This window comes from Oricola indica (genome assembly GCF_019966595.1).
Taxonomy (GTDB): domain Bacteria; phylum Pseudomonadota; class Alphaproteobacteria; order Rhizobiales; family Rhizobiaceae; genus Oricola; species Oricola indica.
Genome location: NZ_JAINFJ010000005.1, coordinates 256,592 through 282,305 on the forward strand (window position 1 = coordinate 256,592; position 25,714 = coordinate 282,305).

The window sequence follows — 25,714 nt, forward strand, 5'->3', positions numbered from 1 at the left end:
TTTTGGACCTGTGGCTCAGATGCAAGGCGGATTGCCCGGAACACGTACTGTTGCGGCCTTGACTTTACGGTTCGACACTTGGTGAGGGCTGAAGTAGGTTATCTGAACAAAGCGTCGCTTCTGCCTCGGTATGGAGACGGCGATAGGCCTCGATCACGATGGACCGGATCCAACTCCCGCCGGCATCATTGGCAAGCCGCGAACTCCAGAAGAAACGAACCAGGACCGAGCCGAGATCGACCGGTGGCCTCATCGCGCGAAGCCCGAAGGCCTCCATGTCCCAGGCCAGCAGTATGGCCGGGAAGGTTGCCAGGAAGTCCGACTTCGCGAGAAGCGACGCGACTCCCGCCGAATCCCCGATCATCGCGCTCACACGGCGTGCACCGGCATCGCCCCGAGGGGCAGCTGGGAACGGATTCTGCATCGACCGCGTGACGTTGACCATCAGGTGCGGGTAGCTACGCCAAGCGTCAATCCCCCAGGCTTCACAAGCGGGGTGATCCCGCCGCGCGAAAGTCACCCACGAGAACGGATCCATCACCTGCTCCTCTAGACCGTCCGGAAGGCGCGGCTCGCCGCCAAGGTGTGCAAGGTCGATGAGCCCTTCGCTCAGGGCGGCGTAGACATCGTGATGCGCGGGCAGCCATTCGATCTTCGCGTTGGGTGCCTCCGTCTCGACTCGGGCAGAGACTTCCGCGATGACCTTCGTGAGCGTCGGCATGGCGATCCGGAAGACGCGGTCGCTCGTTGCCGGATCGAACAGGCTCCTCGGCGCGATGACCCGGCGTATGCTCCGAAGGATCGGACGCACGTCCTCGATGATCATTTCGGCGAACGGGCTCGGCTGCATGGTCCCGCCGACGCGGACGAGCAACGGATCCTGGAGCTGATCTCTCAGCCGGGCAAGCGAATGGCTTACAGCCGACTGCGTGCGCCCGATCTTTTCGGCGGTCGCGGTGACGCTCCGCGTCTCCATGAGCACCTCGAAAACCACAAGGAGATTGAGATCGACACTATGTAAATCGATTTCATTCATGACGCATGAAAACGTTTCGTTCGACTGCTGGGCTTGTTTGAAGCCATCATCACTCCATCAAAGGCAAAATAAACAATATCGATAGATTGTGTTCATACAGGAGAACAGAGGTCATGGCACTCGAAATCATCGGCGCAGGGTTCGGACGGACCGGCACCTACTCATTGAAGGCGGCGCTCGAGCGTCTGGGCTTCGGCCCCTGCCATCACATGTCCGAGGTGATCGGCGATCCCGAGCAGATCCGGCTCTGGAAGGAGGCGGCGGAGGGCCGCCCGGACTACGCGCGCATCTTCGCCGGCTTCCGCTCGGCGGTTGACTTTCCGGTCTCAGCCTTCTGGCAAGAGGTCCTGGCGGCGACCCCCGGTGCGAAGGTCATTCTGTCCGACCGCGATCCCGAGGACTGGTACGGGAGTTTCTCGCAGACCATCCTGCCACTCATCCTCGATAAAACATCGTGGCCGGAAGACCGCCGTGCCTGGTTCGAGATGATCGATAGAGTGATCATCGGAAAGGCTCTTGGCGGGCGGAGGGATCGCGACGGCATCCTCGCCGCCTACCGCGCGAACGCGGCAGCGGCAGGCGCGCTCGTCGCCGAGGGACGAGCGCTGGTGTTCCGCGCGCGCGACGGCTGGGAGCCGCTCTGCAGGTTCCTTGGCCTCGAAGTGCCGGACGAACCCTATCCAGTGACCAATCCGCGTGCCGAGTTCTTCGCTTCGGTGAAGTCTGGCATCGAAGAAGCCGCCAGATGAACGCCTTCCCCATCACTTCAACCTGAGGGCGAACCCCGGCGTGTACCGGGAACGGCTCTTCTCACCCTGAAGAAAGGAGACACATCATGTCTGCAAAGAACGAAGTCCTTGCCGCATCGGCGAAATTCTATGAAGCACTGAACCGTATGGCCACGGGCGATGCAGCGCCCATGGCCGATATCTGGTCGCGAAGTGACGACGTGTCCGCACAGCATCCGATCGGCGGCCGCGACGAGGGGTACGACACCGTCGTCGCCAGCTTCGCGAAGGTTGCCGAACTTGCCGGCGGCGGCGAGATCAGGCTCCTCGACCAGAAGATCGACGCGGGATCCGACATGGCGGTCGAGACCGGCGTCGAAACCGGAACGCTGGTTATCGCCGGCCATGAGGCGAGCCTTCATCAACGCGTGACCAATGTCTACCGGCGCACGGACGGAGACTGGAAGCTGGCACACCACCACACGGATCTGTCCGATTCCATGATGGAGATTCTGAAGCTTCTGAACGCGGCCGCCTGACGGTTTCCCATCGCGCGGACTGCGGGCGGCTCGCGCCGTCCGCTTTCCCGTTTTGACGAGGTCCATCGGCTGGCAGACAAGGGCCGCGCGGGCTCCAAGCGATCCTATTTCATCGGAGCCACCAATGGCAGATTTGGGTCATTCATCCAAGTTCGCATAGCTAGTTCAATGTCCGCTTGGGCCGGTCGGCGACCGATACCTGCCAGTCCGCTTCCGGCCCCAATCAAGACATTTGCTCATCGCTGGGAGACGGCAGCTTTGTCCCGCACCGCCGCCGTTCCAGATCAGGCGCTACTGTAGTGACTTTCGCCAAGCTTCAGACAATCAGGGTCGGCGGTGGTTGCTGCATCATTCCAAAGAAAACTTATCCACCGTTCTGCCCCCTCCCTTACCCTTGCCCGATGGCACACGCGCAAGCACATACCGCCAACTGGCAGCCTGCGATCGAACGCCATCGCGCCGGCCTCCTGCGCCTCGTCGCGGTGCTGTTTTTCATGGTCGGCATGGACGATGGCGGCGCGAATTTTGTTCCACGCCGGGTCTGGCGGCGGATCCTGCGTTTGCTGCGTCCGGCCGAATCCGCCGTCCGCCGGCTGATCGTCGTCGCAGCGCAAGGAATCGTGGTCGAGGCTCCGAAGCCCCGCGCCCCAAGACCGCCCTCTTCGACCGAGCGGCTGCAGGCGCTTGGGCTTCTCGTCGTCCACAAGGGCGTCAATCTCGGTCTCGCCCGCGCGTATTGGCCGGCGCCCGTCGCGCCGGACAAACCGGAGCCGCGCATTCCCGCGTTCCCACTTGTCGATCCACCGCGCCGCTTCGACGTTCGGGACTGGGACGGCAAGCGCCCCTTCCCGACCGACGGGTTCGAACTGGCCGACGGGGACCAGGACGTGCCCGCGCGCCATCTCTGCCGGCGTCTGTTGTCACTGAAACACGCGCTCGACGATATCGAGACGCAGGCAAAGCGCCTCGCCCGCTGGAAGGCGCGTCAAGAGCGTCTCGCTGTCGGGAACAGGCGGGTCTCGCCGATACGCCGAGGCCACCCACCAGGCCGCCGCAGCCGCCCGTCCTTCGAGGTCGACGATATCCTGCGCGAGTTGCACGCGCTGGCGCGCACCGTCTCGGCGGATACGTCGTAATCAGTGGGTTCGACTAGTCTTCCAGCGCCTCTATCAGCCTGTCGGCGGCGTCCATCTCGGCGCGGCGCGCGGTGCGTCGTGCCTTGGCTTCGGCGTCCTCGCCCCATTGCGCGATGTTCCAGTCCTCGTCGACATGCGCCGCCTCCCATGCCTGCCCCGCGTCGATCTCGCCTTTCCAGACGGCCAGCGCCAGCAATCCCGAACCGGTCAGCGAGGTCATCGAATGCAACCCCGCGAGGATCACCGGGTCGGTGACGGTTTTCAGGTGAATACCGAGGCCGGCAATCGCCTCGCGCGGTTGCGCGACGTGCATGACGCCCTCGGCGAGCGTGAAGCGCGCGCCGGCCACCCGCTCGGCCCAGTCGACCACCGGGTCCCAGGCTTCTCGCTGCCGGTCGGTCAGGCCCGGAGGTCCGTCGGCGCGATAGAAAAGAAGATCGGTGCCGCAATAGCGCAAGATGTCTTCGAGAACGGCCTGCATGTCGGCCGCCACGCCGTCCAGCGCGGTATTGGCGAGCCGGTAGCACGGCATGGCCGCGGGATTGATCTCTTCGCCCTGTGCGTCGAATTCGCCGGCAATCAGCGAAGCGGCCGCGGCCGTCGATAGTGCAAGCGGCGTCTGGCCAGGCGTTTTGACGGCCCGGCCGTCGAGCAGGATGTGATGCAGACCGTCGCGCTCACCCGTTTCCACGCTCTTGTAGAAGCGTTTCGGCAACTGGCGGCGCATGTTTGCCTGCGCGCTTTCCATGGGATCGCGCTTTTCGCCCTCGGCGGGGTCGGAAAATGAAAGGATGTCACGCACGGGATGGCTCGTCCGGCTCGTTTCAGTCGCGCCGGATAGACCATGTCATTCGGGCCAATGCAAGGCGGCGGGTGCTTCGCGCTCAGCCGGCAGCGAGCTTCCAGTTGCCTTCGATGATGGCGTTGTCGGGCGCCAATGCGCGCGCGTCGGCCAGCACCTTGCGCGCCTTCTTCATGTCGCCGCGAAGAATGTAGGAAAAACCCTGATTGTTCAGGACGGACGCCTTCGGCCCTTCCAGCTTCAGGAGCTGTGTATAGGCGCGGTCCGCAAGATCGAAGCGTCCAAGCTGATCGTAGGCCGCCGCAAGCCCCAGCCACGCCGTGCCGTTCGCCGGTGTCGCCTCGACCGCCAGACGGAAGTTCTTTTCCGCCAGACCGTAATTCCCGGCGGCGAACTGTTTCTGCCCGGCCAAGATCTTGCGTTCGGCGAGACTGCCCTGCCCGTTCGTCTGGAAAGCCGATGTCAGGGCCGTATCGATCGTGGACGCGCTCTGGCAGCCGGCGAGCCCGCCGGCCACAAGGCCGATTGCGATGAAACGAAAGATCCGGTCTTTCATGACGCTGTCCCCAAGTAACGCCCGGTTTTCCGGGTCTGTTGAGGTCAGGCTAGCCGATAACTGTAAAGATGTGGTCGGCAAACGGGGCTAATGTTTGGCAAACGGCCTCGGTTAAGAAAGCCCGAAGCCGACCGCTACATGTTGAACCGTACGATGATCGGGATAATGGCGATCATCACCACGACGGGAAGAATGCAGAGCGTCACCGGAATGGACATCTTGGCCGGCAATGCATGCGCCTTTTCCTCGGCCACCGACATGCGCTTGTGGCGCATTTCGTCACTGAAGACCCTGAGCGCGCCCGAAAGGCTCGTGCCCAGTTCCTTCGACTGCTGGAGCAGCGTCGCGAAAGCGCGCACTTCATCAACCCCCAGCCGGTCGGCCAGCGCCTTCAGGGCTTCGTTGATACTGCGCCCGGCACGCAGTTCCAGCGAAACCAGAACGAGGTTCTGGCTCAGCATCGGATAGGTCACGCGGATTTCCTTGGACACGCGTTCGATCGATGCCTCCAGGCTCATGCCCGCATCGGCACAGACGATCATCAGATCCATGAAATCGGGAAATCCGTTGCGGTATTCCAGAACCCGCTGGTTGACCTTCTGCTTCAGGACGAAAGCCGGTGCGAAATAACCCGCGACCGCGAAACCGGCGAGACAGATGATCCCGCGTTGCGAAAGCGGAGCGATATGCATCAGCAGGATCACGGCGATCGCGAGAAGAAACCCCGCGCCCATCGCCACGAAACGCACAAGGAAGAATTTTCCGACGGCATCAGGCCCGAGATAGCCCGCGCGCATAAGGGTCTGGCGAAGGCGCACGACGTTTTCAGGATCGGCGGATGCATAGAACTCCGCGGCACGGCGCGCGGCCTTGTCAGCCAATTCCGCGTCCCGGCGCTTTTTATCGTCCTCGACGACGGAAGCCCCGGTCCCCGGTTCCTCGAAACTCAGGTGGAGACGGCTTCGCAAATGCGTCTGACGCCGCTTGTCCTGCGAAAGCGAGTAAATCACCCCGCCAATGCCGAGCACGATGATGAAGACGCCCGCGGGAAGCAACAGAGAGGACAGGTCCATGACGTTTCCCCTCAAAACCTGAACGATGCCATCTTGAACATGATGGCATTACCGAGCACCAGCCAAAAGAAGGCTCCGCCGACGAGATACCAGGTCAGGCTTTCCGCAACGACATCGCCGTAATAGGTCGGCATCAGGACCATGACAGCCGCCACCAGCAGCACCGGCACGGCCGTCAGGATATAGGCCGACATGCGACCCTCCACCGAAATCGCCTTGACCTTGCGCCGCAATTTGCCGCGCTCGCGAATGACGCCCGACAAGCCTTCGAGGATTTCCCGCAAATTGCCGCCGGTCGTGGACTGGATCGACACCGCCGTCACGAAGAGCGGCAAATCCTCGTGGCCGACGCGTTCGTAGAGATTGCGCAGCGCGGACACCATGTCCGACCCGTAGGTGATCTCGTCGGAAACGATGCCGAATTCCGTACCGATCGGGTCGGACATTTCGCGCGAGACCATCGAGACCGCCACGGGCACTGGATGACCGGCCTTCAGACCGCGTGTGATCAGGTCAAGCGCCTCGGGAAGCTGCATGCCGAAGCGCTTGTGGCGCTTCTTGCGCAGCCATTTCAAGGACATGAACGGCAAGACCGGGGTCAGCGCAATGGCGAGCAGAATTCCGAATTGCAGCCGATTGACATAAAATCCCAGCCCGATGCCGATCGAAACCGCGATCGCCGTGGTGACCATCAGAAACGTCGCCAGCGGCATCACCATGCCGGACTGGATGCGCAGGTCGCGTAGGGCCGCCATCGGTGAAAATCGGCTATTCTCCCCGTCGAGCCCGCGCTCCTTGCGCAGCTGGACGAGCACTTCCTTCTGGTTGACGTTATGCTGCTGCAACCGCATGCGCCGGTTGACCGCCTTGCGGGACTCGGCGCCGCTGGAAAGCAGCATATAGGCCGCCTCCGCGAGCATGATGCCCGCGCCGCCCGCAAAGGCGTAGACGATGTAGATCGTGACGTCGTCGAGTTGCATCAGCCGGCCTGCTTGTTCGACGGATCGAAATAGTCGCCCGGAAACTCGACGCCCATGGCGTGCAGTTCCTCAAGGAAGCGCGGACGGATGCCAGTCGCCTCGAAATGGCCGATGATATCGCCCTCGGCCGTCATTCCGGTGCGCCGGAACGTGAAGATCTCCTGCATCTGGATGACATCCCCCTCCATGCCGGTCACCTCGGCGACGCTGGTCACCTTGCGCTTGCCGTCCGAAAGGCGCGTCAGCTGGACGATCAGCCCGATGGCGCTGGATATCTGACTGCGGATCGAAGCGACCGTCATCGGCATGCCGGTCATGCCGAGCATCTGTTCCAGGCGCGAAATCGCGTCGCGCGGCGTGTTGGCGTGGATGGTCGCCATCGACCCTTCGTGGCCGGTGTTCATCGCCTGCAGCATGTCGAAGGCTTCCTCGCCGCGACACTCGCCGAGGATCACGCGGTCGGGACGCATGCGCAGTGCGTTCTTGACGAGGTCGCGCTGGCGGACCTCGCCGACGCCTTCGGAGTTGGCAGGCCGCGTCTCCATGCGCGCGACATGCGGCTGCTGCAATTGCAGCTCCGCCGCGTCCTCGATGGTAATCAGGCGCTCGTCTTCGGAAATGAACGCCGACAGCGCATTCAGCATTGTGGTCTTGCCAGTGCCCGTGCCGCCCGAAATGATTGTCGTCACCCGCGCGAACACCGCAGCCGCCAGGACTTCCGCCATCGGCTGCGTCAATGCGCCGAACTCGACGAGTTTGTGCAGACCGAGCTTGTTCTTGGAGAATTTTCGGATCGAGACGAGCGGGCCGTCCACTCCGATCGGCCGGATCGCCGCGTTGAAACGCGACCCGTCGAGCATGCGTGCGTCGCACATCGGCTGGGATTCGTCGATGCGCCGGCCGACTGCGGCGACGATCTTGTTGATCACGCGAAGCAGATGCGCCTCGTCCTTGAACGGGATTGTCTCCTGGACCAGCTTTCCCGCCCGTTCAACGAAGCAGTTCTCGTGTCCGTTGATCAGGATGTCGCTGACGGTCGGATCCTTGAGAAGCGGCTCCAGCGGACCGAGACCGACCATCTCGTCAACGAGATCGTCGATCAGGGCCTCCACCTCCGCCACGTTGAGCGCAAGGCGTTCGGTGCGGACATAGTCCGATACGAAGCTCTGCACCTCCTGGCGCATCCGGTCCGGCGGAAGGGCCTCCAGTGCGACGAGGTTGATTTCCTCGATCAGCTTGCGATGCAGCTTCACGCGGGCGTCGAGCGTGCGTTCCTGCGACTTCGGCGCCGCCCTTGCCTGCATTGGCTTGGACGAGCGCTTGTTGGGAATGACGATCGGCTTTTCTTCATGAGCGGGAATCGGCGACGCCTTGGCGGTCGCGTCGCGTGCCGAAAGTTGCGTGAACCTGCTGTTCGTCATTGTCGCACCGATTTCCCTGTCATGTCCGGTTCTTCGCCGGTTCTCGTTCTGCGTGCCCGTTTCAGCCTGCTTTCTGGATCAGGCCCTTCCCAAGGCCGAACAGGCCGCGTTTCCGCCCGACTTCCAGCTGCATTTCCTCGGGCAGAATGATGCGCTTCAGATCGCGGATCACATTGGCGTTCGGATCGATCTCGTGCAGCGGCACGCCCCGGTCGACCGCTTCGCGCACCAGCTTGTAATTATTGGAGATGCCACCGGCGAAGCGCTCGCCAAGCAGGTCCTCGACATCGCTGGACTTGATCCCGCCATCCTGACCCTTGGGCGAATAGCGGTTGATGATCACACGCGGTTTCACCTCCTTGCCGACATCGGTTTCGATCGCGTTGATCAGTCGCTGCGCATGACGCAGACACGGAACCGTCAGTTCCGCCGTCAGATAGACGTGGTTCGACCCACGCAGAACCGTTTCGGTCCATGGGAACCACGTTCGCGGAAGGTCGATGACGACATTGTCGAAATAGGCCGAGACGAGATCGAGAACGCGGACGACGACATCCGTGTCGAAGGACCGCATTTCCGTCGGCATGTTCGGCGCAGCCAGTACCGCCAGCCCCGACGAGTGCTTCGACAGCAGCGCATCGAGCAATTGCCGGTCCAGGCGTTCGACCTGATGTTCCACCTCGGTAATGTCGAAGCGCGGTTCAAGATCGAGATATTCGGCGCAGGATCCGTTCTGGAAGTTCAGATCGACCACGCAGGTCGAGGCCGCACGCGTCGCGGAGCGATGCAAGAGAAAGGCCGATTGCAGCGCCAGCGTCGTGTTGCCCACGCCGCCGGCCGCCGGCATGAAGGCGCTGATATAGGCCTCACCGGTATCGTTCTTCTCCACACCCTTCAGCGCGCGGATACACGAGCGCACCAGATCGGCCGTCGTCACCGGCTTGACCAGGAAATCGGCGACGTGAAGCTGTACGATGATGCGCACCATCGCCGCGTCGCAGCCCTTGGTCACGACGATCACGGGCACACGCTCGGTCAGACGCCGCGTAACGCGCTGCAAGGCTTCGAGCCGTTCGAGGTCTGCGTCGTCGAGATCGATGATCACCGCGCCCGCCTCGGCCTCCTGGATATCGCCATGCAGTTCCGTCACCGCCTTTTCGATGGTGATCAGCTTGATCGCGTCGGACACCGAAAACGCCGTGCGTGTCGTGGCAAGGAATTCCTTGTCGGTCGACACCAGCACGATCTTGTTGTTCTGTTCCTTTTCGTCGGACATTTTCACATCGATACAGTCGGTTGAACGGATTTGTTGAAGTGAGGCCTAGATCGTTGGTGCGGCGACGGCGACGCCATTATCCGCCTCGTCGCCATCGCGATCCGCCGGCACGACGAGGTCATTGTCCTGCACGCCGGGCGGCCATGGATCGATGATCTGCAGCGCGGAGTTGTGGGCAACGGCATTTCCGCCGTCGAGCGCGATGCCCTCCAGCGACGGATCGTCGGAAAGCATGCATCCCGTGAGCGAGGCCAGACCCGCTCCGAGAGCCAGAAGGGTTGTGGTAAAGCGCATTCTCAGCCCCCTATGTCGAGCGTCAGGATATGGCCGGAGGTCCGCCGGGGCATCCCTGCCCCCGCGCCCATCGCGGATGTCCGCATTTCATCGACGCCGAGGACGACGGCTTCCTCTGTGGTCGCCGGCCGCGAGGCGTCCAGAGGGGTCGCAGTCGGTGTTCCCGGCTGGATCGGCCGAACCAGATGCGGCGTAACGATCATCACGAGGTCCGTTTCCCGGCGCTGGAATTCCCTGCTGGCGAAGAGAGCGCCAATGACGGGTAATTTTCGCGCCCCTGGAACAGTCGCATTCGATTTGTCGTTATTGGCCTGATAAAGCCCTGCCATCATGAAGCTCTGGCCGCTTTTGAGGTCGACCGATGTCTTTGCACGACGGACGGACAGGACCGGAAAGCCATTGGAAAGCGTCCGGTCCAAGCTGGATACTTCCGGCTCAATCTCCAGCGAGATCAGACCGTCCTTCAGGACCTTCGGCGTGAATTCGAGACCAACGCCGAATTTCTTGTACTGGACTGAAACGTCGCCATCCTTGCCGACAACCGAAATGGGAAATTCTCCACCGGCAAGAAAACTCGCGGTTTCACCAGACCGCGCAATCAGGTTCGGCTCGGCAAGCCGCCGGGCCACGCCACGGTCTTCCATCGCCTTGATTGCTACATCGACATTCAGGCCGCCCGAAACGAGGCGACCGACAAAATTGCCGACAGATGAATAGCCGGCCGAGCCGGAATCCGGACTGTTACGGTTGCTGATGTAGCTCAGGTCATTGATCTTGACGCCCAGTTCCTGCCCGGCATTCCTGTTCACCTCCACGAAGCGGACATTGAGCTGGACCTGCTGCGAGGAGGTCACATCGACCGAGTTGATGATGTCCTCGTCCTCGCCCGCGAATTTCGAGGCGATCTTCTTGGCGCGGTCGGCCGAAACCTGATCCGGCGCCGATCCGGAAAGCACGACCTGTCCATTCGTCGTCGTGACCTTGATGTCGGCATCCGGAACATTCTCGCGGATCGCCGTTTTCAGGCGCGTCGTGTCGACCGAAACCTCGACATCGACGGAGCCGATCAGCCGCTTGTTCTCGTCGAACAGCGCGATGCCGGTCGTCCCCGCCGTTATGCCGAGAACGTAGAAGGACCGGTTGGTCAGCGGCTGCACATTGGCGATCTCCGGATCGCCGACGACTATTTCATAGAAAGAGCTCTGCGTCCGAAGCGTCTTCGGCTTGCCCTTCTCGACCGTGATCAGATGCGTGCGCGACGTCGAGATGTTGAGCACGTTCGGCTGCGCCTGCGCAGCGTGATACGGGAGCCCGCCGAGGGTCGGCACGGCAAGGGCGCAGGCAAGTATGAAATTGCGGCCGCGATTGGTCATCAGTTCGCTCCTTCGTCGCGGACATCGTAGGTCTCGACCTCGGTCCTGCGGCGTACGGTGACCTTCGCCAGCGCGGAGGCTGCCGGGATAACCTCGCTCGGTTCGAAGGCCGATGTCATTTCTTGGTCGATGCCGTGCGGCGGCATGTTGAATTCGCCTGTCGCGACATCGCCGGCACGGCGCAATTGCAGCGACAGGCTGCCTGCCGACTGCGCGGTGGCGAGCGCCTTCGCGCCCGGCGCATTGACCTCAAGGGTCACCGCGCGCACGATCACGGGATCGGACTGGCGTTCGTCAGCGATCTGGTCGATCGAAAGCACCTTCACATTCGCCAGCACAACGGTGGTGGCGACGAAGCTGTCCGGTTCGCCGGTGAACGTCCGGTCGCCGGCGGGCGATGTTTCGATGGGCGCGATGTCTTCCTTGCCCTCGCCGCCCTTCTTTCCGATCGTGAAAGTCCGAGTCAGCGCGACATCGACCCGGTCGCCGGGAACCACGAAGCCCGCCACACCGGTGATGTCGTCGACGCGGATCGTGACCGCGCGCATGCCGTCCTCGATCCGGCGCGAAAGCGTCGCCTGTTCGTCGGGATCGGTAACCTTGGAGACAAGCACCGGTTCGTTCGCGTCGATTGCCGCCAGTGCAACCCGTTCGCCGCCCTCCAGCAATTCCTCGGTTGTCCGGAAGGCGCCCGTGGGCAGATCATCTTTCGGCCAAGGCAGTTCCTTGAGCATGCCGGCATCGATCAGCGCCCCGTAACGCATCGGTTCCGCCGCGACGACAATGGTCGAAAACTCTGCCAAAGGCGCGCCGCCGGCAGGCACCTCGACAGTCTCGACGACCGTCTGGACGTTGTTCTTCAGCCAGAAGTCCGCAGCGACGATCGACAGTCCGCCGAAGACAATGGCGATACCGCCCATTATCAGGAATTTCTTGTTCACCTTTGCCCAGCCTCGATCCGCCATGCGGATGCCCGTTTTCCCCGGTTTTGTTGGCTGACGATGACGCTCAAGCGTGAACATTCACGTAACATGGCTTTTCAAACTGTCGGCTTTCCCCGATGTGGTTAAATCGCCGTAAATACAGGGCATGGCATGGCGTGCCTGTTCGCGTTTGGTGAAAGCGGATGCATTATTGGAAGTGATTCGGTTTTCCGACCGAAACGATTGACGGATGGCCATGGACGACAACAGCGATCTCTTCTCCACTGTTCAGGACGCACCCGAACCGAACCGCTCGCGATCGGCGCCGCCGGAACGCGCCGCGAAGCGCGCCAAGCAGGCCCCCGACACGTCGGGCGATTACGACGCATCGGCCATCGAGATCCTCGAAGGCCTCGAACCTGTGCGCCGCCGGCCCGGCATGTATATCGGCGGTACCGACGACAAGGCGCTTCACCATCTCTTCGCGGAAGTGATCGACAACTCGATGGACGAGGCCGTAGCCGGCCACGCCACCTTCATCGAGGTCGCGCTCGACACCGAGGGCTACATTACCGTCACTGACAACGGTCGCGGCATTCCCGTCGATCCGCATCCCAAGCACAAGGACAAGTCGGCGCTCGAAGTCATCATGACCACGCTGCATGCCGGCGGTAAATTCGATTCAAAGGTCTACGAAACGTCGGGCGGCCTGCACGGCGTCGGCGTCTCGGTCGTGAACGCGCTTTCCGACGATCTCGAGGTCGAGGTCGCCCGCAATCGCAAGCTCTACCGCCAGCGCTTTTCTCGCGGCCAACCTGTCACCGGGCTGGAGGATCTTGGCGAAGTGCAGAACCGGCGCGGTACCAGGACGCGCTTCCACCCGGACCCCGAGATTTTCGGCAAGTCCGCGAAGTTCGAGCCTGCGCGCCTCTACAAGATGGCGCGTTCCAAAGCCTATCTGTTCGGCGGTGTCGAAATCCGCTGGCAATGCGCGCCTGAATTGCTCGGCGAGAAGGACCAGACACCGCCCAAGGCCGTGTTCCACTTCCCCGGCGGACTGAAGGACTATCTGGAAGCGAGCCTCGGCAGCGAACAGAAGGTCACTGCCAACATCTTTTCCGGCAAGAGCGAGCGGCCCGGTGGCCACGGGTCGGTCGAGTGGGCCATCACCTGGCATGGCGGCGACGGATTCGTGCACTCCTACTGCAACACGATCCCGACACCGGAGGGCGGCACGCACGAGGCCGGCCTGCGTATCGTATTAACGCGCGGCCTGAAGGCTTATGCGGAACTCGTCGGCAACAAGCGCGGCTCCGTCATCACCACCGACGATGTCATGATCTCGGCCGCGGCCATGCTGTCGGTCTTCGTGCGCGAACCGGAATTCGTCGGCCAGACCAAGGACAAGCTCGCGACCACCGAAGCGCAGCGTATCGTAGAGCAGGCTTTGCGCGATGCATTCGACCACTGGCTCGCCGCCTCGCCACAGGAAGCGAACGCACTCCTCGAATGGGTGGTCGATCGCGCGGACGAACGGCTGAAGCGTCGCCAGGAACGGGAAGTCAACCGCAAGACGGCGGTGCGCAAGCTGCGCCTGCCCGGCAAGCTCGCCGATTGCAGCCAGAACTCAGCCGCAGGCGCGGAACTGTTCATCGTGGAGGGTGATTCCGCCGGCGGATCAGCCAAACAGGCGCGCGACCGCAAGACCCAGGCGATCCTTCCGCTGCGCGGCAAGATCCTCAACGTCGCCAGCGCCGGTCGCGACAAGCTGGTCGCCAACCAGCAGATTTCCGATCTCGTCCAGGCGCTGGGCAGCGGCACGCGGTCGAAATACCGCGAGAACGACCTGCGTTACGAGCGCGTCATCATCATGACCGACGCCGATGTCGACGGCGCTCATATCGCATCGCTGCTGATCACCTTCTTCTATCAGGAGATGCCGGAACTGATCCGCAACGAACATCTCTTCCTGGCCGTTCCACCGCTTTACAAGCTGACCCAAGGCGGCAAGACGCTTTATGCGCGCGACGACGCCCACAAGGACGAACTCATCGCCTCGGAATTCACCGGGCGCGGCAAGATCGAGATCAGCCGGTTCAAGGGCCTCGGCGAAATGTCGGCGAACCAGCTCAAGGAAACCACCATGGATCCGTCCGTACGCACGCTGCTGCGCGTCGAGACCCTGGAGGACCGAGTCGAGGCGACGAAGACCGCCATCGAGGACCTGATGGGCACGAAGGCGGAGACCCGGTTCCGTTTCATCCAGGAGAACGCGGCCTTCGCGAAAGATCTCGATATCTAGTGTCTTCGCCTAGGCAGCGGCGAGATCCGCCGCGTGCCGCCGGGCGTTCTGACGGATCATGTCAAGATAGATCGTCCGCAAAAGCGCGAGAATGTCGTCATTGTCGTGATGCGGCCGGGCGTCGTTTTCGGCCTCGAAATCCTCCATCACGATCCGGGTGACCTCCTGTGCGCCGATAGACAGGCGTCCGTTGGCAACATCGCGCCAGATCCGGATTGCGGTGGAGAAAAGCGCGTGCACGCTGCGCGCCAGACCCGCCGCATCGAGGAGAGCGCGAAGCTGGGTTTCCCGCTCTCCGACCAGAATGGCCGTAACCCGCGCGTAGGTCTGTCCTGAAAGGTCGGACAGGACGCGCGCAACGAAATCGATCTTGCCGGCGCAGACCGCACGGATCAGAAGCCGCGTATTGAGGGCGCCGGTTTCGCGCAGTTCTCCGATCAGGTCATGCACGCCATCATCGATCCGGCCCGATGCCAGAAGAACCAGCGCGTTGGCAGCCGCGTCGCCGCTGACGCGTTTCGCGCTCGCCTCACCCAGAATGCGCGTCACGAAAGTGGAGGATGCAATCGCCTGACGCGACGCTTCAAGCACCTTGTAGCGATGGACAGGCGACAGTTTCGGGTCATTCAGCAATGCGCCGCGCACATTCGCGTCGGCCAGGTGCGTTTCGACGATCCGCTCTCGTACGGCATCGTCGACCGCCGCATTCGGATTGTCGAGCAGCGCCAAAATGGCGCCGGCGTGCCCGTGTTCGACGACAGCATGCGCCAACGCGTTCGGAACTTCCGGCCGGCCGGCAATCAGGGTCTGCAGCCGCGGTTCGGCGATGGCCACCCGTGTGACAAGGTCGCTCTCGCGCAACAACGGCGACCGCGCGATGACGAGACTGGCGATCTCGTATTGGTCGCCCGCCAGCGCGGCGACAATCTGCGGCGGAGCATGGCAACTCCAAGCGACGGCTTCGGCCAATGCGTAGCGGACTTTCGGCGAAGGATCGTCGAGCAGCAGCGTCATCGCCGCATCCGCGCCGCAGCGTTCCTCGAAGCTCATGTCGGACAGCAGGTAGGCCCGGGCGAGCGCGGACGCGGCCGCTGCACGCTTGGAGACATCCGCGGACTGGCTCCATTTCAGGAAATGCTGAACGATCATAACGCGTTGCTCCCGACTCGGCTTTCGGGGACTCACGCTATTGGGAAATGGTTTACGTTCCGTTCACCATGTTTGTTAGGACAAACAGCCCCGGCCCTATTTCGGGCGCGCGAGCGTGACCACCGGCGGCGCCATGCCGTAGTCGAGATAGCCGAGCCGCGTGACCGGCTTTGCCTTCTCGAAGTCGAAACGGCCCTCATCCGTCAGCATCGCGTCGTCGATATGCACGCCCACGACCTCGCCGAAGACAACCCAATTGTCGCAATGCCGGCCTTCGCGGTCACGCGGCCGAATGATCTCGGTGACGACACATTCCAGCGCCGCCGGAGCACCGGCCACACGCGGCGCCCGAACAACCCGGCAATCCGCCTCTTCAAGCCCGGAGGCGGCAAACTCGGAAACGCCTGATTCGTAAGCGTAGGAGGTCTGGCTCATCGCCTTGAATTGCGCCTCGCTCACATGATTGCAGACGAACTCTCCCGTTTCCTCGGCATTGTGCAGGCTGTCCTTTCGCCCGCTCGACGAGAACATGACGATCGGCGGCGTGTCGGAAACGGCGTTGAAAAACGAATAGGGAGCGAGGTTGGCGATACCCTCGGCGGACCGCGTAGAAATCCAGCCGATCGGACGCGGCGCGACGATGGCCTTGAACGGATTGTGAGGCAGCCCGTGCCCGCTCGCCGGTTCGTAAAACACGCCGCTCAGCCCCCGTGCTCGCCCGCATAGTCAGAGATCATCGCATCGATATCCGGCCGCGGGCGATCGGGCACTTCGCGGTCGCAGGAACCGATATGGACAACGCCGGCCATGCGCTCATGCGGCGCGAGACCGAGGATGGCACGGCCCCTTTCGTCGTCGCTGTACCATCCGGTGACCCAGTTCGCGCGGAAGCCATGCGCATGAACCGCATGGACGAGATTCATGGCGACAGCGCCGGCGGCCAGGAACTGCTCCCATTCAGGGATGGTTTCATGTTCGCGCGGGACGAAGACGACACCGATGGCAACCGGCGCGCGCAGCAGCCGGTTGCGCTCGCGCTGCATCTGCTCTTCCGCCATCGAGCCGTTCCGTTCGACGGCCCTCGCCGCAAGCTTCTCTCCGATTTCCCGTCCGGCGTCCTCGCCGTAAACGATGAACCGCCAGGGCTCGAGCCGCCCGTGATCGGGCGACCGGGCGGCGATCTCGAGGAGAGAGCGCAAGACGTCCCTGTCCGGTCCCGGCCCGGACATCATCGTCAGCGGCACGGACCTGCGTGTTTTCAGGTATTCGACTACGGGATTGTTCATGGTCATGAAAATGCTCGAATTCTACAGTGTTGTCGAAATCGGATATGGCGTGCAAGACTTGTAATTGCCAGCGTCTTGGGGTTCATCGCCGGGAAAGAAACACACAGTTCACAGATGCGCTCCGTAATTGATCGAACAAGAAGCCTGACATTCGCCATCGTGGCTGTTTTCGCGACGGGCGCACAGGCGCAGGATACGCCGTTCCTCGGCGATCTCGATCTGCCGGGCGTCATCAACTACGCGCCGGCAACCCTGCAAACCGGGATTTCAGGCGAAGGCCCCGCCGTCGATCTCTTCCTCGATGCCCTGCTGACCGAAGAGTCCGAAGCCATCAAGACCGGCCTCGTATGGCGAATCTTCGGCTCCGAACCGGACATCGACGGCCAGCTACCGCTTCTGGCATCGGCGAAAGGCGGTTCGACGCGGCTGCAGCTCCCGCCCGGCAGCTATCTGGTTCACGCAGCTTTCGGTCGCGCCGGCGCCACCACGCGGATCGCGCTCGGCGACGAGGCACGGCATGAGACGATGGTGCTCAACGCCGGAGGCCTGAAACTCGAAGGGGTCCTTCCCGACGGCATTCCGATGCGCGACCAGAAACTGCGCTTCAACATCTATGAGGCGGGCGACGCCGAGGAAGGCGAACGCCGCCTGATCCTGCCCAATGTCAGGCCGGGGCGCACCGTCAGGCTGAATGCGGGCACCTATCACGTCGTTTCCAACTACGGGGCGGTGAACGCCACCATCCGTGCCGACATCCAGGTCGAGGCCGGCAAGACCACGACGGCGCAGGTCGAACACCGTGCGGCCCAGGTCACGCTCAACCTCGTACGCGGCAAGAACGGCTTCCCGCTCGCCGATACCGCCTGGTCCGTTCTCGGCGCTTCCGGCGATATCATCGCGGAAAACGTCGGCGCCTTCCCGACGATGATCCTCGCTGCCGGCGACTACACGGTCATCGCGAAGAACAAGAACCGCGTCTACCAGCGCGACCTTACCATCCAGCCGGGCCGCGATATCGTGATCAAGGTCGACACAGAGACCGCAGAACAGATCAATCAGTAGCGGTTCGTCACGGTCGTCGGCACGCGGCGTCGCCGAGGCGACGGATCGAGCGAGAACACGGCATCGTGGACGCGATAGAGCAATAGTTTCCGATCCTCGATACGGGACAGCTGGTCCCACGTCATGGTCGTGCCGATCCACGCCCTGATCTGCTTGCCATAGAGCCGCTGGAACTCCCGGATCAGAAGCGAAGTGCGCAGCGTCAGCGAGAACTGGCTGACAAGATGGAAGAGCCGGCCGTTCTGACCGTCGAAATAGACCGGGATCACCGATGCGTGCGCCGACTGGATCAGCCGCGCGGTAAACATCTTCCAGGGCAGATCCTCGGCTCGGCCAAGCCCCTTGCGCGCCGTTGCGACACCGCCGGCCGGGAAGATGATGATTGTCACGCCCTCCTTGAGCAGCCGTACCGCTTCCTTGCGCGTCTGGAGATTGAGCGCCACCGCCTCCTTTGTCTCTTCAAAGGAAATCGGCAGCGAATAGGGCCGGATTTCCGGCACTTTCAGCAGGTCGTTGTTGATGATGACGCGAAACGGCCTGCCCAGTTTTTCAGCCAGGGAAAGGAATGCGATACCATCGCCGATCCCGTAGGGATGATTGGCGACCATCACGAGCGGCGTGTCGGGCAGATCGGCCGGCGGCCATTGCCCGTCGGCCTGCAGCCGGACCTCGATCAAATTCAGCATCTCGGTGAAGACGCTGTCGCTCTTCCCGAAAATCTCATGGCGCCAATAGTCGTAAAGGTCTGCGAGACGGTCGCGACCGGACAGGTTCTCGATCGTACGTATCATCCACCGCTTGAAAGGCGGATCATCCGGACGTGCGTAAGACAATTCCGAAAAACGGACGGTTCTGATCATCATCCGCGAGTCTTCTCCACCCTCGACCGATCTTAACGTTTCGCCCGGTTGAAGTCGAGTTGCACAAGAAAAACCGGCGGCCATGGCCGCCGGATTTCATCGATCTGTCACATACCGCGCTTGCGCCGGATATCGGGCGGGGTCGCCTCGTCCGTCAGCGACACCAGGATCTCGTCGATCGTTTTCGATTCCTGGTCCCGCGAACCGAGACGGCGAACATTGACCGTCCCCTCCTCCGCCTCGCGGCGGCCGCAAACGAGGATGACCGGAACCTTGGCGACCGAATGTTCGCGCACCTTGTAATTGATCTTCTCGTTGCGCAGATCGGTTTCGACATGCAGGCCCGCATCCTTCAGCCGCTTGGCCACTTCGAGAGCGTAGCCATCGGCGTCCTGGGTGATCGTCGCGATGACAACCTGAACCGGCGCGAACCACAGCGGGAAATGTCCCGCATGGCTTTCGATCAGGATACCGAGGAACCGCTCCAGCGAGCCCACGATGGCGCGGTGGATCATCACCGGCTGCTTCTTCTCGGAATCCTTGTCGATGTAGAACGCACCGAAGCGTTCTGGCAGGTTGAAATCGACCTGCGTCGTGCCGCATTGCCACTCGCGTCCGATCGCATCCTTGAGCGTGTACTCGAACTTCGGCCCGTAGAACGTGCCCTCGCCCTCGTTGATACCGGTCTTGATCCGGCTGTCTTCCCGCGCCATGCGTTCCAGCGAGCTCTTGAGGATGCCTTCCGCATGATCCCAGGACTCATCGCTGCCGACGCGCTTTTCCGGACGCGTGGCAAGCTTGACCAGAACCTCGTCGAAACCGAAATCCTTGTAGACCGACATCATGAGATCGTTGATCTTCAGGATCTCCGCCTCGAGCTGCTCCTCGGTGCAGAACACATGCGCATCGTCCTGCGTGAAGCCGCGAACGCGCATCAACCCATGCAGCGCACCCGACGGTTCATAGCGGTGCACGGCGCCGAATTCGGCGAGCCGAATCGGCAGTTCGCGGTAGGACTTCAGCCCGTGCTTGAACAGTTGCACGTGGCCGGGGCAGTTCATCGGCTTGAGCGCAAAGACGCGGCTGTCCTCCGCCTCCTCGTCGGCGCAGGTCACCGCGAACATGTTCTCGCGGTACCAGCCCCAGTGCCCGGACGTTTGCCACAAGGCGTTGTCGAGCACCTGCGGCGCATTCACCTCGTCATAATCGTCCGCGATCTGGCGGCGCATATAGGAGAGCAGATTCTGGAACATGCGCCAGCCCTTGGCGTGCCAGAACACGACGCCCGGTCCCTCTTCCTGGAAATGGAACAGGTCCATCTCGCGCCCGAGCCGGCGATGGTCGCGTTTCTCCGCTTCCTCCAGCATGTGCAGGTACGCGTCGAGCTCGCTCTGGTTGGCCCATGCGGTGCCATAGATGCGCGTCAGCATCGGCTTCGTGGAGTCGCCACGCCAATAGGCGCCCGCAACCTTCATGAGCTTGAAGGCGGTACCGATACGGCCGGTGGCATCCATGTGCGGACCGCGGCAGAGATCGAACCAGTCGCCCTGCTTGTAGATGCGGATTTCCTGGTCTTCCGGAATCGCGTCGACGAGATCCACCTTGTAGGCCTCGCCCATGTCGGCAAAGACGTCCTTCGTGCGCTGGCGATCCCAAAGCTCTTTCGTAAAGGGAGCGTTGCGCTGAATGATCTCGCGCATCTTCTTCTCGATCACCGGCAAATCGTCCGGCGTGAACGGCCAGTCCTCGCGGGTATCCGGGTGGACGCGCTTGAAGTCGTAATAGAAGCCGTTCTCGATGACGGGGCCGATCGTGACCTGCGTTCCGGGCCACAGTTCCTGCACGGCCTCGGCCATCACATGGGCGGCATCGTGACGGATCAGTTCGAGCGCACGCGGATCGTCGCGCGTCACGATCTCGATGGCGCCGTCGGTGACCGGATCGGAAAGGTCGCGCAAATCGCCGTCCAGCGCGATCGCGACAGCTTTCTTGGCGAGCGATTTTGAGATCGATTCCGCGACGTCACGGCCGGTCGTACCGGCATCGAACGCTTTCACGGATCCATCGGGAAATGTAAGGGAAACGGCCGCAGCCATGGTCTGGTCTCCTTTTCCAGTCCCGCCAACGAACGCGGGTGGTGAACAATGGGCGCGTCATAGGCAAAGCCCAACCGCAAGTAAAGCCGCCGGCAACCCGTCAGATCGCGAATACGATCAACGCGCCGATAGCGGCCACGACCAGCAACCACAATGGCAGGAAACGCAGGCGCCGGGGCGCACCGCTCGCGCCGGTGCGCGTCCGATACCGCGAAAAGCGACGCCTGAGGTCGGCAGCCCGCTCATCCGGGTCATACGGCCTGTTGAGCTTCCAGGGTGTTTCCTTTCCGGGCATCGGTCCTTCCACGAAATCCGGCCTTCGCGCCCGATATGGGGATGACCGCGGCGGATTTCACGCCCGGTAGCGCCGTGTGACCGGATGCACACCGGCGCGGATCGATCTGGCCTACCTCTCCACCATAATCGTCGGATCCCGGTCCAGGGGACAGACGCCATCTGGAAAGGAATACCGCATGAAACGCATGATTGTCCTTGCAGCCGCGATGATCGCCGCCGCTGTTTCGTTCCCCTCTCAGTCTTCGGCGGAGACGGTTTATCTCAAATCGGCCCATTCCGGGCTCTTCGTCGGCACGAGCAATGGCCGGCTGGCGGCCAATGTCTCCGCCGATCGCGCCGCAGCCTTCGACATCCTCGACATGGATTCGCAGCGGATCGCATTCCGCACGGTCAATGGTGGCCGTTACGTACGGGCCGGAGACGGCGCATTCCTCGAGAGCGCAAGCCAGAACGTGCGCACAAGCGAGACGTTCTACCTGTCGCGCCTGCCTGGCGGCACCTACGCGATACGATCGGCCCTAAACGGCAAGCTGGTGCGTGCCGGCGTCGGCCGTGGTTCGCTGCTGGCGGCTGTTTCCGTCGGGAAGCCGCAAGCCTGGGAACGCTTCGAAATCATTCCGGCATCCGCTTCCGGCCAATCCGGCAACCGCCGACCCGGCGTTTCGCACGCAATCACCGGCGTGTGGAAAGTGAAACAGGTCGCCGCACACCAGACCGGATACCTGACCGACCTCGCACCGCATCTCTTCGCGGCCTCGCGCGTCGAAATCCAGTCGGGCGGCAACCTGAATGCGATGGTCGGCTGCAATCGCATGAACGCGACGGTCTCGCAGAATGGCGCGTCCTGGAACGGCGGGCGCTTCATGTCCACGAAGATACTCTGCCGGGACCGCGCAGCGGCGGCCGTCGAGCGCTCCTTCACGAAGGCCGCGCAAGATGCTGTGCGCGTCGCCCTGAGCGGCAATCGCCTGACCTTGCGCAACAGCGCCGGCGATCTCGTCCTCGTGATGGTGCGCTAATCGCCATCGCCTCCACGAACACGATATTCCGGCGCCGGGCTATCCGGCGCCATTTCGGTTTGTTTCCAGGCCGGCAATGAAGTCGAGCACATGGCCGGCGATCTCGGCCGCCGGCTCGCGCTCCATGTGGAAATGGTGATGACCTTCGACCGTTGCGCGGGTCAAATCATCGATCAGCGCTTCCGACACATCGACCAGATCGGCGACCCACCCGCGCTTCACGAGCCCTTCGGTTGCCCACACATTGAGAACCGGCACAGAGAGCGACCGCAACACAGACTCGATCTGTTGCGCATTCAGTTTGACGGCTGACGGGCTCTGCAGGCGTTGATCATTGCGCAGACGAAAACCGTCTCCGGTTTCCTCCAACGCCCGCGTGGCGAGCAAGGCCGCAATCTCGCGGCTGACGCCATAGCGCTGACGGCGTTCGACATAATCCTCGACCGACGAAAAATGCCGCTGCGCCCGTGTCGCGATTCGCGCCGCATACCGGAGACCGTCCCGTAACTGGTGAACGAACTCCCCGTCGTCATGCGGCTCGGGCATCAACCCGTCCAGCGTGACAAGCGCCCGCACGTGTTCCGGCATCGCGGCAGCGAGAAGCGTGCCGATCATCGCGCCGCGCGAATGGCCGAGGATCGTGCAATCCTTCCAGCCCTGCCGTTCGATGACTTTCAGGATCTGCGGAATGTCGTCCCAAATCAGATAGGCCGCGTCGTCCGAGCGATGATCGCTGTGTCCATGACCGGTCAGGTCGAGCGCAACGACACGACATCCGCTCAGGAGCGGCGCGAGGACAGCGAAACTCGCTGCGTTGTCCAGCCATCCATGCAAGGCAATCACGGGAAACCCGTCCGTCGGTCCCCACGCCATGGCGCTGAGATTCAGACCGTCGACGATCCAGTTCAGGTGTTCGGGAGCGGAAGGCAAGTCCTTCCGTTTGGTTGTTCCGGATATTTCCATGGTCAGGCACAGGCGATACCGGAAAGAGGAACCGTGTGCAACGAACGCGATATCGCTAAAAAAGCGATTGCGCAGGCTTGTGCGGCCATAGGCGATTTGCTAAGTGCGCCGGGCCGGTTTTACCGGTTTTCGTCTTTGGCTTGCGGTCGTGGCGGAATTGGTAGACGCGCAGCGTTGAGGTCGCTGTGGGGCAACCCGTGGAAGTTCGAGTCTTCTCGACCGCACCATTTCTTCTCGAAAAGCAGATGTATTCGGGCTTCGTTGGCGAGGTCTGGCCGCGCGTCGTTCGAAAAGCTTGCAACGACGCGCCGAAAAGCCCAAATCTCGCCCATGTCCGACCTCCGTATCCAAGTCAGCGACCGCGACGCGATTGCCGCGTCGAACCTCTTCTTTCCGTCGAATGACGCTGCTCCCGTCGAATGGCGAATCGCCGATGGGCTGATCGACTACGAAGATGCTGTTGCGACCATGGAAGCCCGTGCGGCGGCGATCCGTGAGGGAACGGCGCATGAGCTCGTCTGGCTGGTTGAGCATCCTCCCCTTTACACGGCCGGCACCAGTGCCGACCCGAAGGACCTGATCGCGCCTGACCGTTTTCCCGTCTTCCAGACAGGGCGCGGCGGAGAATACACCTATCACGGCCCGGGTCAGCGCGTGGCCTATGTCATGCTCGACCTGAAACGCCGCCGTGAAGACGTGCGCGCATTCGTTGCCGCGCTAGAGGAATGGATTATCCGCACGCTCGACAGCTTCAACGTCAAGGGCGAGCGCCGCGAGGATCGCGTCGGCGTCTGGGTCGTGCGCCCCGAAAAACCGTCATCCGTGCCCGGCCAGCCCGCCGAGGACAAGATCGCCGCCATCGGCATCCGGCTGCGCAAGTGGGTCTCGTTTCACGGCATAGCCATCAACCACGAACCGGATCTCTCCCATTTCGGCGGGATCGTGCCCTGCGGCGTCACCGATCACGGCGTCACCAGCCTTGTCGATCTCGGTTTGCCGGTCACCATGCATGACCTCGATCTCGCCCTTCTCGAGGCGTTCCGCGAGGTATTCGGCGCGGCTGCGCCAGAAACTCAGTAGAAGATCAGCCTCACGCTCCAGACAACCGCTAGCGCATGGATCGCGGTGACCGAGACTAGCGCCGCCACGAGTGCGAATCTCTCGCGGGAATTCATCGGCACCAGCGCCGTCTTGGGCTTCACGCCGGTCTGCGTGGTAATCAGGCTGAGAATGGCCAGAATCGCGCCGCAGACCATCATTATGCGGGCCGAGAACCCGACCGCAACGCCGGTCGCCACCATAATGCCCAGCATCAGGAAGGCCGCAGCCGCCTGGCTTGCGCCGCCGCGAAACACCTGCCGCAGCACCTGACCGCCATCGAATTTCCAGACCGGCATCAGGTTGCCAAGGTTGAACAGCGCGGCGATGACGATGATCTCGGCAAAATTGTCGGGCGCGTTTTGTCCCATCGCCATCTGCCACCAGATGAGAATCGCCACCCCGAAGGCGGAGAAGCCGGCTCCCATCAGGGCCGAGAAGCCGATTTCGAAATGCCTGTCATAAGGCCGTCCGCCCAGCGCGATGCCGCCGAGCAAAGGCAGGAAAATCATGCGCGCCGAGGTATGGCCCATCATGCGAAAAGCCGCCATGTGCCCCAGTTCATGCAGCGCGACGACCACCGTCAACGTAACGGCGAGAAAAAGCCCGTTCGCATGCAGCCCGAAAAACGGCCAAAGCAACATGGCCGACAGCCCGCCCATCCCCAGCTGCGTCAGCGGATGTTCGAAGATGCCGCCCGGCTTGAATTCCCCGGTCTCCGCCCAGCGCTTCAGCTTTATCGCCAGCCGGCGCAGCGCGAAGTGGCGAAACACCAGGAAGGCGATTCCGCGATATCGGTCTGTCTCGGCGATCTCGGCGACGACGCGTCCCGGCGCGCCCTCCGAGATCGAAACGCGCATCTCGTGATCCTCCCAGAAGCTCTGCGCCAGGGAGGTATCGTCCGTGTAGCGCATCGTGAAACGCTCGCCGGGCACCTCGTCGACAAGTTCGAAACACCTTTCGATCGGCTTGCCGTCGCGGCCCATATGCGAGGTGACCATGCATCCCGTCCCCTCACCCGTGCGGATGACCTGCGTCACCGCGCCGTTCCAGCCGAAGTCGTCGCCGAAAGGATGCAACGCGGCCCAAAGGCGCGTGATGGACGTTCTGGCGACCACCTGCCGGCTTACGGTGCGCCTACCGACCGGCGCGGACAAGACGAGCCAGAGCAGAAAACACGTGCCGATGAGAAGCGCGAAGACGGGAGACATGAAGGGTTCCGATGCGATTGGACATCACTCTAGCCGCAACGATTTGGCGAAGCCTTTCCGCGTCCGGGAAATTACCAAACAGGGTTGCCTATGTGTAAATCACCTTCGCGGCGACGAAATCCGCGCTGAAAAACAATACTCACCTGCACGCGGGAAAGCGCCCGGAACGCGAGGTCGGCGGGTTGAAACCGCTGCCAAATCCTGAAAATGTCCAACCGTCAATCGTGAGGGTCA

Annotated in this window: 25 protein-coding genes and 1 tRNA gene; 8 read left to right on the top strand and 18 right to left on the bottom strand. The window is 62.4% G+C overall.

The window, feature by feature from the left end:
- Positions 1-64: 64 nt before the first annotated feature.
- Complete coding sequence (locus LC343_RS14985) at positions 65-1,036, bottom strand: LysR family transcriptional regulator (protein ID WP_223477964.1); 972 nt, start codon at positions 1,034-1,036, stop codon at positions 65-67.
- Between the two features lie 113 nt (positions 1,037-1,149).
- Here LC343_RS14985 and LC343_RS14990 point away from each other — a divergent pair, with 113 nt between their 5' ends.
- From LC343_RS14990 to LC343_RS15000, 3 genes are all read left to right on the top strand, one after another.
- Positions 1,150-1,785 carry a sulfotransferase family protein gene (locus LC343_RS14990; RefSeq protein WP_223477965.1) on the top strand — a complete coding sequence of 212 codons (636 nt, stop codon included), beginning with the start codon at positions 1,150-1,152 and terminating at the stop codon, positions 1,783-1,785.
- An 86-nt stretch (positions 1,786-1,871) separates the two neighbouring features.
- Positions 1,872-2,303: a nuclear transport factor 2 family protein gene (locus LC343_RS14995; protein ID WP_223477966.1), complete on the top strand. Its 432-nt coding sequence runs from the start codon at positions 1,872-1,874 to the stop codon at positions 2,301-2,303.
- A 401-nt stretch (positions 2,304-2,704) separates the two neighbouring features.
- Positions 2,705-3,439 (top strand): hypothetical protein, encoded by a 735-nt coding sequence (locus tag LC343_RS15000; RefSeq protein ID WP_223477967.1) that lies wholly within the window; start codon positions 2,705-2,707, stop codon positions 3,437-3,439.
- 13 nt (positions 3,440-3,452) lie between these two features.
- Here LC343_RS15000 and LC343_RS15005 read toward each other — a convergent pair whose 3' ends face one another.
- The 9 genes from LC343_RS15005 to cpaB all read right to left on the bottom strand — a co-directional run bounded on the left by LC343_RS15005 (position 3,453) and on the right by cpaB (position 12,155).
- Positions 3,453-4,241 (bottom strand): ATP12 family chaperone protein, encoded by a 789-nt coding sequence (locus LC343_RS15005; RefSeq protein WP_428982561.1) that lies wholly within the window; start codon positions 4,239-4,241, stop codon positions 3,453-3,455.
- Between the two features lie 82 nt (positions 4,242-4,323).
- Positions 4,324-4,797: a tetratricopeptide repeat protein gene (locus tag LC343_RS15010; RefSeq protein WP_223477968.1), complete on the bottom strand. Its 474-nt coding sequence runs from the start codon at positions 4,795-4,797 to the stop codon at positions 4,324-4,326.
- Positions 4,798-4,931: 134 nt separating this feature from the next.
- Positions 4,932-5,870: a type II secretion system F family protein gene (locus LC343_RS15015; protein WP_223477969.1), complete on the bottom strand. Its 939-nt coding sequence runs from the start codon at positions 5,868-5,870 to the stop codon at positions 4,932-4,934.
- 11 nt (positions 5,871-5,881) lie between these two features.
- Positions 5,882-6,850: a type II secretion system F family protein gene (locus tag LC343_RS15020; protein ID WP_223477970.1), complete on the bottom strand. Its 969-nt coding sequence runs from the start codon at positions 6,848-6,850 to the stop codon at positions 5,882-5,884.
- Complete coding sequence (locus LC343_RS15025) at positions 6,850-8,271, bottom strand: TadA family conjugal transfer-associated ATPase (protein ID WP_223477971.1); 1,422 nt, start codon at positions 8,269-8,271, stop codon at positions 6,850-6,852. Before LC343_RS15025 ends, LC343_RS15020 begins: the two co-directional genes overlap by 1 nt.
- A gap of 61 nt (positions 8,272-8,332) precedes the next feature.
- On the bottom strand, positions 8,333-9,547 hold the full coding sequence (locus LC343_RS15030; RefSeq protein WP_223477972.1) for a CpaE/TadZ family protein: 1,215 nt from the start codon (positions 9,545-9,547) through the stop codon (positions 8,333-8,335).
- A gap of 45 nt (positions 9,548-9,592) precedes the next feature.
- The gene (locus LC343_RS15035; protein ID WP_223477973.1) at positions 9,593-9,841 is read right to left on the bottom strand and encodes a hypothetical protein; all 249 of its coding nucleotides are present in this window, start codon (positions 9,839-9,841) and stop codon (positions 9,593-9,595) included.
- 2 nt (positions 9,842-9,843) lie between these two features.
- Positions 9,844-11,214, bottom strand: a complete 1,371-nt coding sequence (locus tag LC343_RS15040; protein ID WP_223477974.1) for a type II and III secretion system protein family protein — start codon at positions 11,212-11,214, stop codon at positions 9,844-9,846.
- Positions 11,214-12,155: a Flp pilus assembly protein CpaB gene (gene cpaB / locus LC343_RS15045; RefSeq protein WP_223477975.1), complete on the bottom strand. Its 942-nt coding sequence runs from the start codon at positions 12,153-12,155 to the stop codon at positions 11,214-11,216. Before cpaB ends, LC343_RS15040 begins: the two co-directional genes overlap by 1 nt.
- 238 nt (positions 12,156-12,393) lie before the next feature.
- On the opposite strand from cpaB, the gene parE reads away from it, so the two are divergent.
- Entirely contained in the window at positions 12,394-14,439 is a 2,046-nt protein-coding gene (parE, locus tag LC343_RS15050) for a DNA topoisomerase IV subunit B (protein ID WP_223477976.1), read from the top strand.
- A 9-nt stretch (positions 14,440-14,448) separates the two neighbouring features.
- On the opposite strand, the gene LC343_RS15055 is transcribed toward parE, so the two are convergent.
- The 3 genes from LC343_RS15055 to LC343_RS15065 all read right to left on the bottom strand — a co-directional run bounded on the left by LC343_RS15055 (position 14,449) and on the right by LC343_RS15065 (position 16,874).
- Positions 14,449-15,588 carry a DUF2336 domain-containing protein gene (locus LC343_RS15055; RefSeq protein ID WP_223477977.1) on the bottom strand — a complete coding sequence of 380 codons (1,140 nt, stop codon included), beginning with the start codon at positions 15,586-15,588 and terminating at the stop codon, positions 14,449-14,451.
- A gap of 96 nt (positions 15,589-15,684) precedes the next feature.
- Positions 15,685-16,284, bottom strand: a complete 600-nt coding sequence (locus LC343_RS15060; RefSeq protein WP_223477978.1) for a flavin reductase family protein — start codon at positions 16,282-16,284, stop codon at positions 15,685-15,687.
- A gap of 5 nt (positions 16,285-16,289) precedes the next feature.
- Complete coding sequence (locus LC343_RS15065) at positions 16,290-16,874, bottom strand: nitroreductase family protein (protein WP_223478105.1); 585 nt, start codon at positions 16,872-16,874, stop codon at positions 16,290-16,292.
- A 114-nt stretch (positions 16,875-16,988) separates the two neighbouring features.
- Here LC343_RS15065 and LC343_RS15070 point away from each other — a divergent pair, with 114 nt between their 5' ends.
- Positions 16,989-17,936 (top strand): hypothetical protein, encoded by a 948-nt coding sequence (locus LC343_RS15070; RefSeq protein ID WP_223477979.1) that lies wholly within the window; start codon positions 16,989-16,991, stop codon positions 17,934-17,936.
- On the opposite strand, the gene LC343_RS15075 is transcribed toward LC343_RS15070, so the two are convergent.
- The 3 genes from LC343_RS15075 to LC343_RS15085 all read right to left on the bottom strand — a co-directional run bounded on the left by LC343_RS15075 (position 17,930) and on the right by LC343_RS15085 (position 21,187).
- The gene (locus LC343_RS15075; protein ID WP_223477980.1) at positions 17,930-18,799 is read right to left on the bottom strand and encodes a lysophospholipid acyltransferase family protein; all 870 of its coding nucleotides are present in this window, start codon (positions 18,797-18,799) and stop codon (positions 17,930-17,932) included. The two genes, LC343_RS15070 and LC343_RS15075, sit on opposite strands and share 7 nt — an antisense overlap.
- A 104-nt stretch (positions 18,800-18,903) precedes the next feature.
- Complete coding sequence (gene thrS, locus LC343_RS15080; RefSeq protein ID WP_223477981.1) at positions 18,904-20,892, bottom strand: threonine--tRNA ligase; 1,989 nt, start codon at positions 20,890-20,892, stop codon at positions 18,904-18,906.
- 100 nt (positions 20,893-20,992) lie between these two features.
- Positions 20,993-21,187 carry a hypothetical protein gene (locus LC343_RS15085; RefSeq protein ID WP_223477982.1) on the bottom strand — a complete coding sequence of 65 codons (195 nt, stop codon included), beginning with the start codon at positions 21,185-21,187 and terminating at the stop codon, positions 20,993-20,995.
- A gap of 178 nt (positions 21,188-21,365) precedes the next feature.
- Between LC343_RS15085 and LC343_RS15090 the strand changes: the two genes are divergently transcribed.
- Positions 21,366-22,208 carry an META domain-containing protein gene (locus LC343_RS15090; protein ID WP_223477983.1) on the top strand — a complete coding sequence of 281 codons (843 nt, stop codon included), beginning with the start codon at positions 21,366-21,368 and terminating at the stop codon, positions 22,206-22,208.
- 39 nt (positions 22,209-22,247) lie between these two features.
- Here the strand turns inward: LC343_RS15090 and LC343_RS15095 are convergent, their stop codons facing one another.
- The gene (locus tag LC343_RS15095) at positions 22,248-23,138 is read right to left on the bottom strand and encodes an alpha/beta fold hydrolase (RefSeq protein WP_223477984.1); all 891 of its coding nucleotides are present in this window, start codon (positions 23,136-23,138) and stop codon (positions 22,248-22,250) included.
- Positions 23,139-23,313: 175 nt separating this feature from the next.
- Between LC343_RS15095 and LC343_RS15100 the strand changes: the two genes are divergently transcribed.
- Together LC343_RS15100 and lipB are read left to right on the top strand one after the other, a co-directional pair.
- Positions 23,314-23,398 (top strand) — tRNA-Leu (locus tag LC343_RS15100).
- Between the two features lie 103 nt (positions 23,399-23,501).
- On the top strand, positions 23,502-24,251 hold the full coding sequence (lipB, locus tag LC343_RS15105; RefSeq protein ID WP_223477985.1) for a lipoyl(octanoyl) transferase LipB: 750 nt from the start codon (positions 23,502-23,504) through the stop codon (positions 24,249-24,251).
- Here the strand turns inward: lipB and LC343_RS15110 are convergent.
- On the bottom strand, positions 24,245-25,480 hold the full coding sequence (locus LC343_RS15110; protein WP_223477986.1) for a zinc metalloprotease: 1,236 nt from the start codon (positions 25,478-25,480) through the stop codon (positions 24,245-24,247). The genes lipB and LC343_RS15110 overlap by 7 nt on opposite strands.
- Between the last annotated feature and the right edge of the window lie 234 nt (positions 25,481-25,714).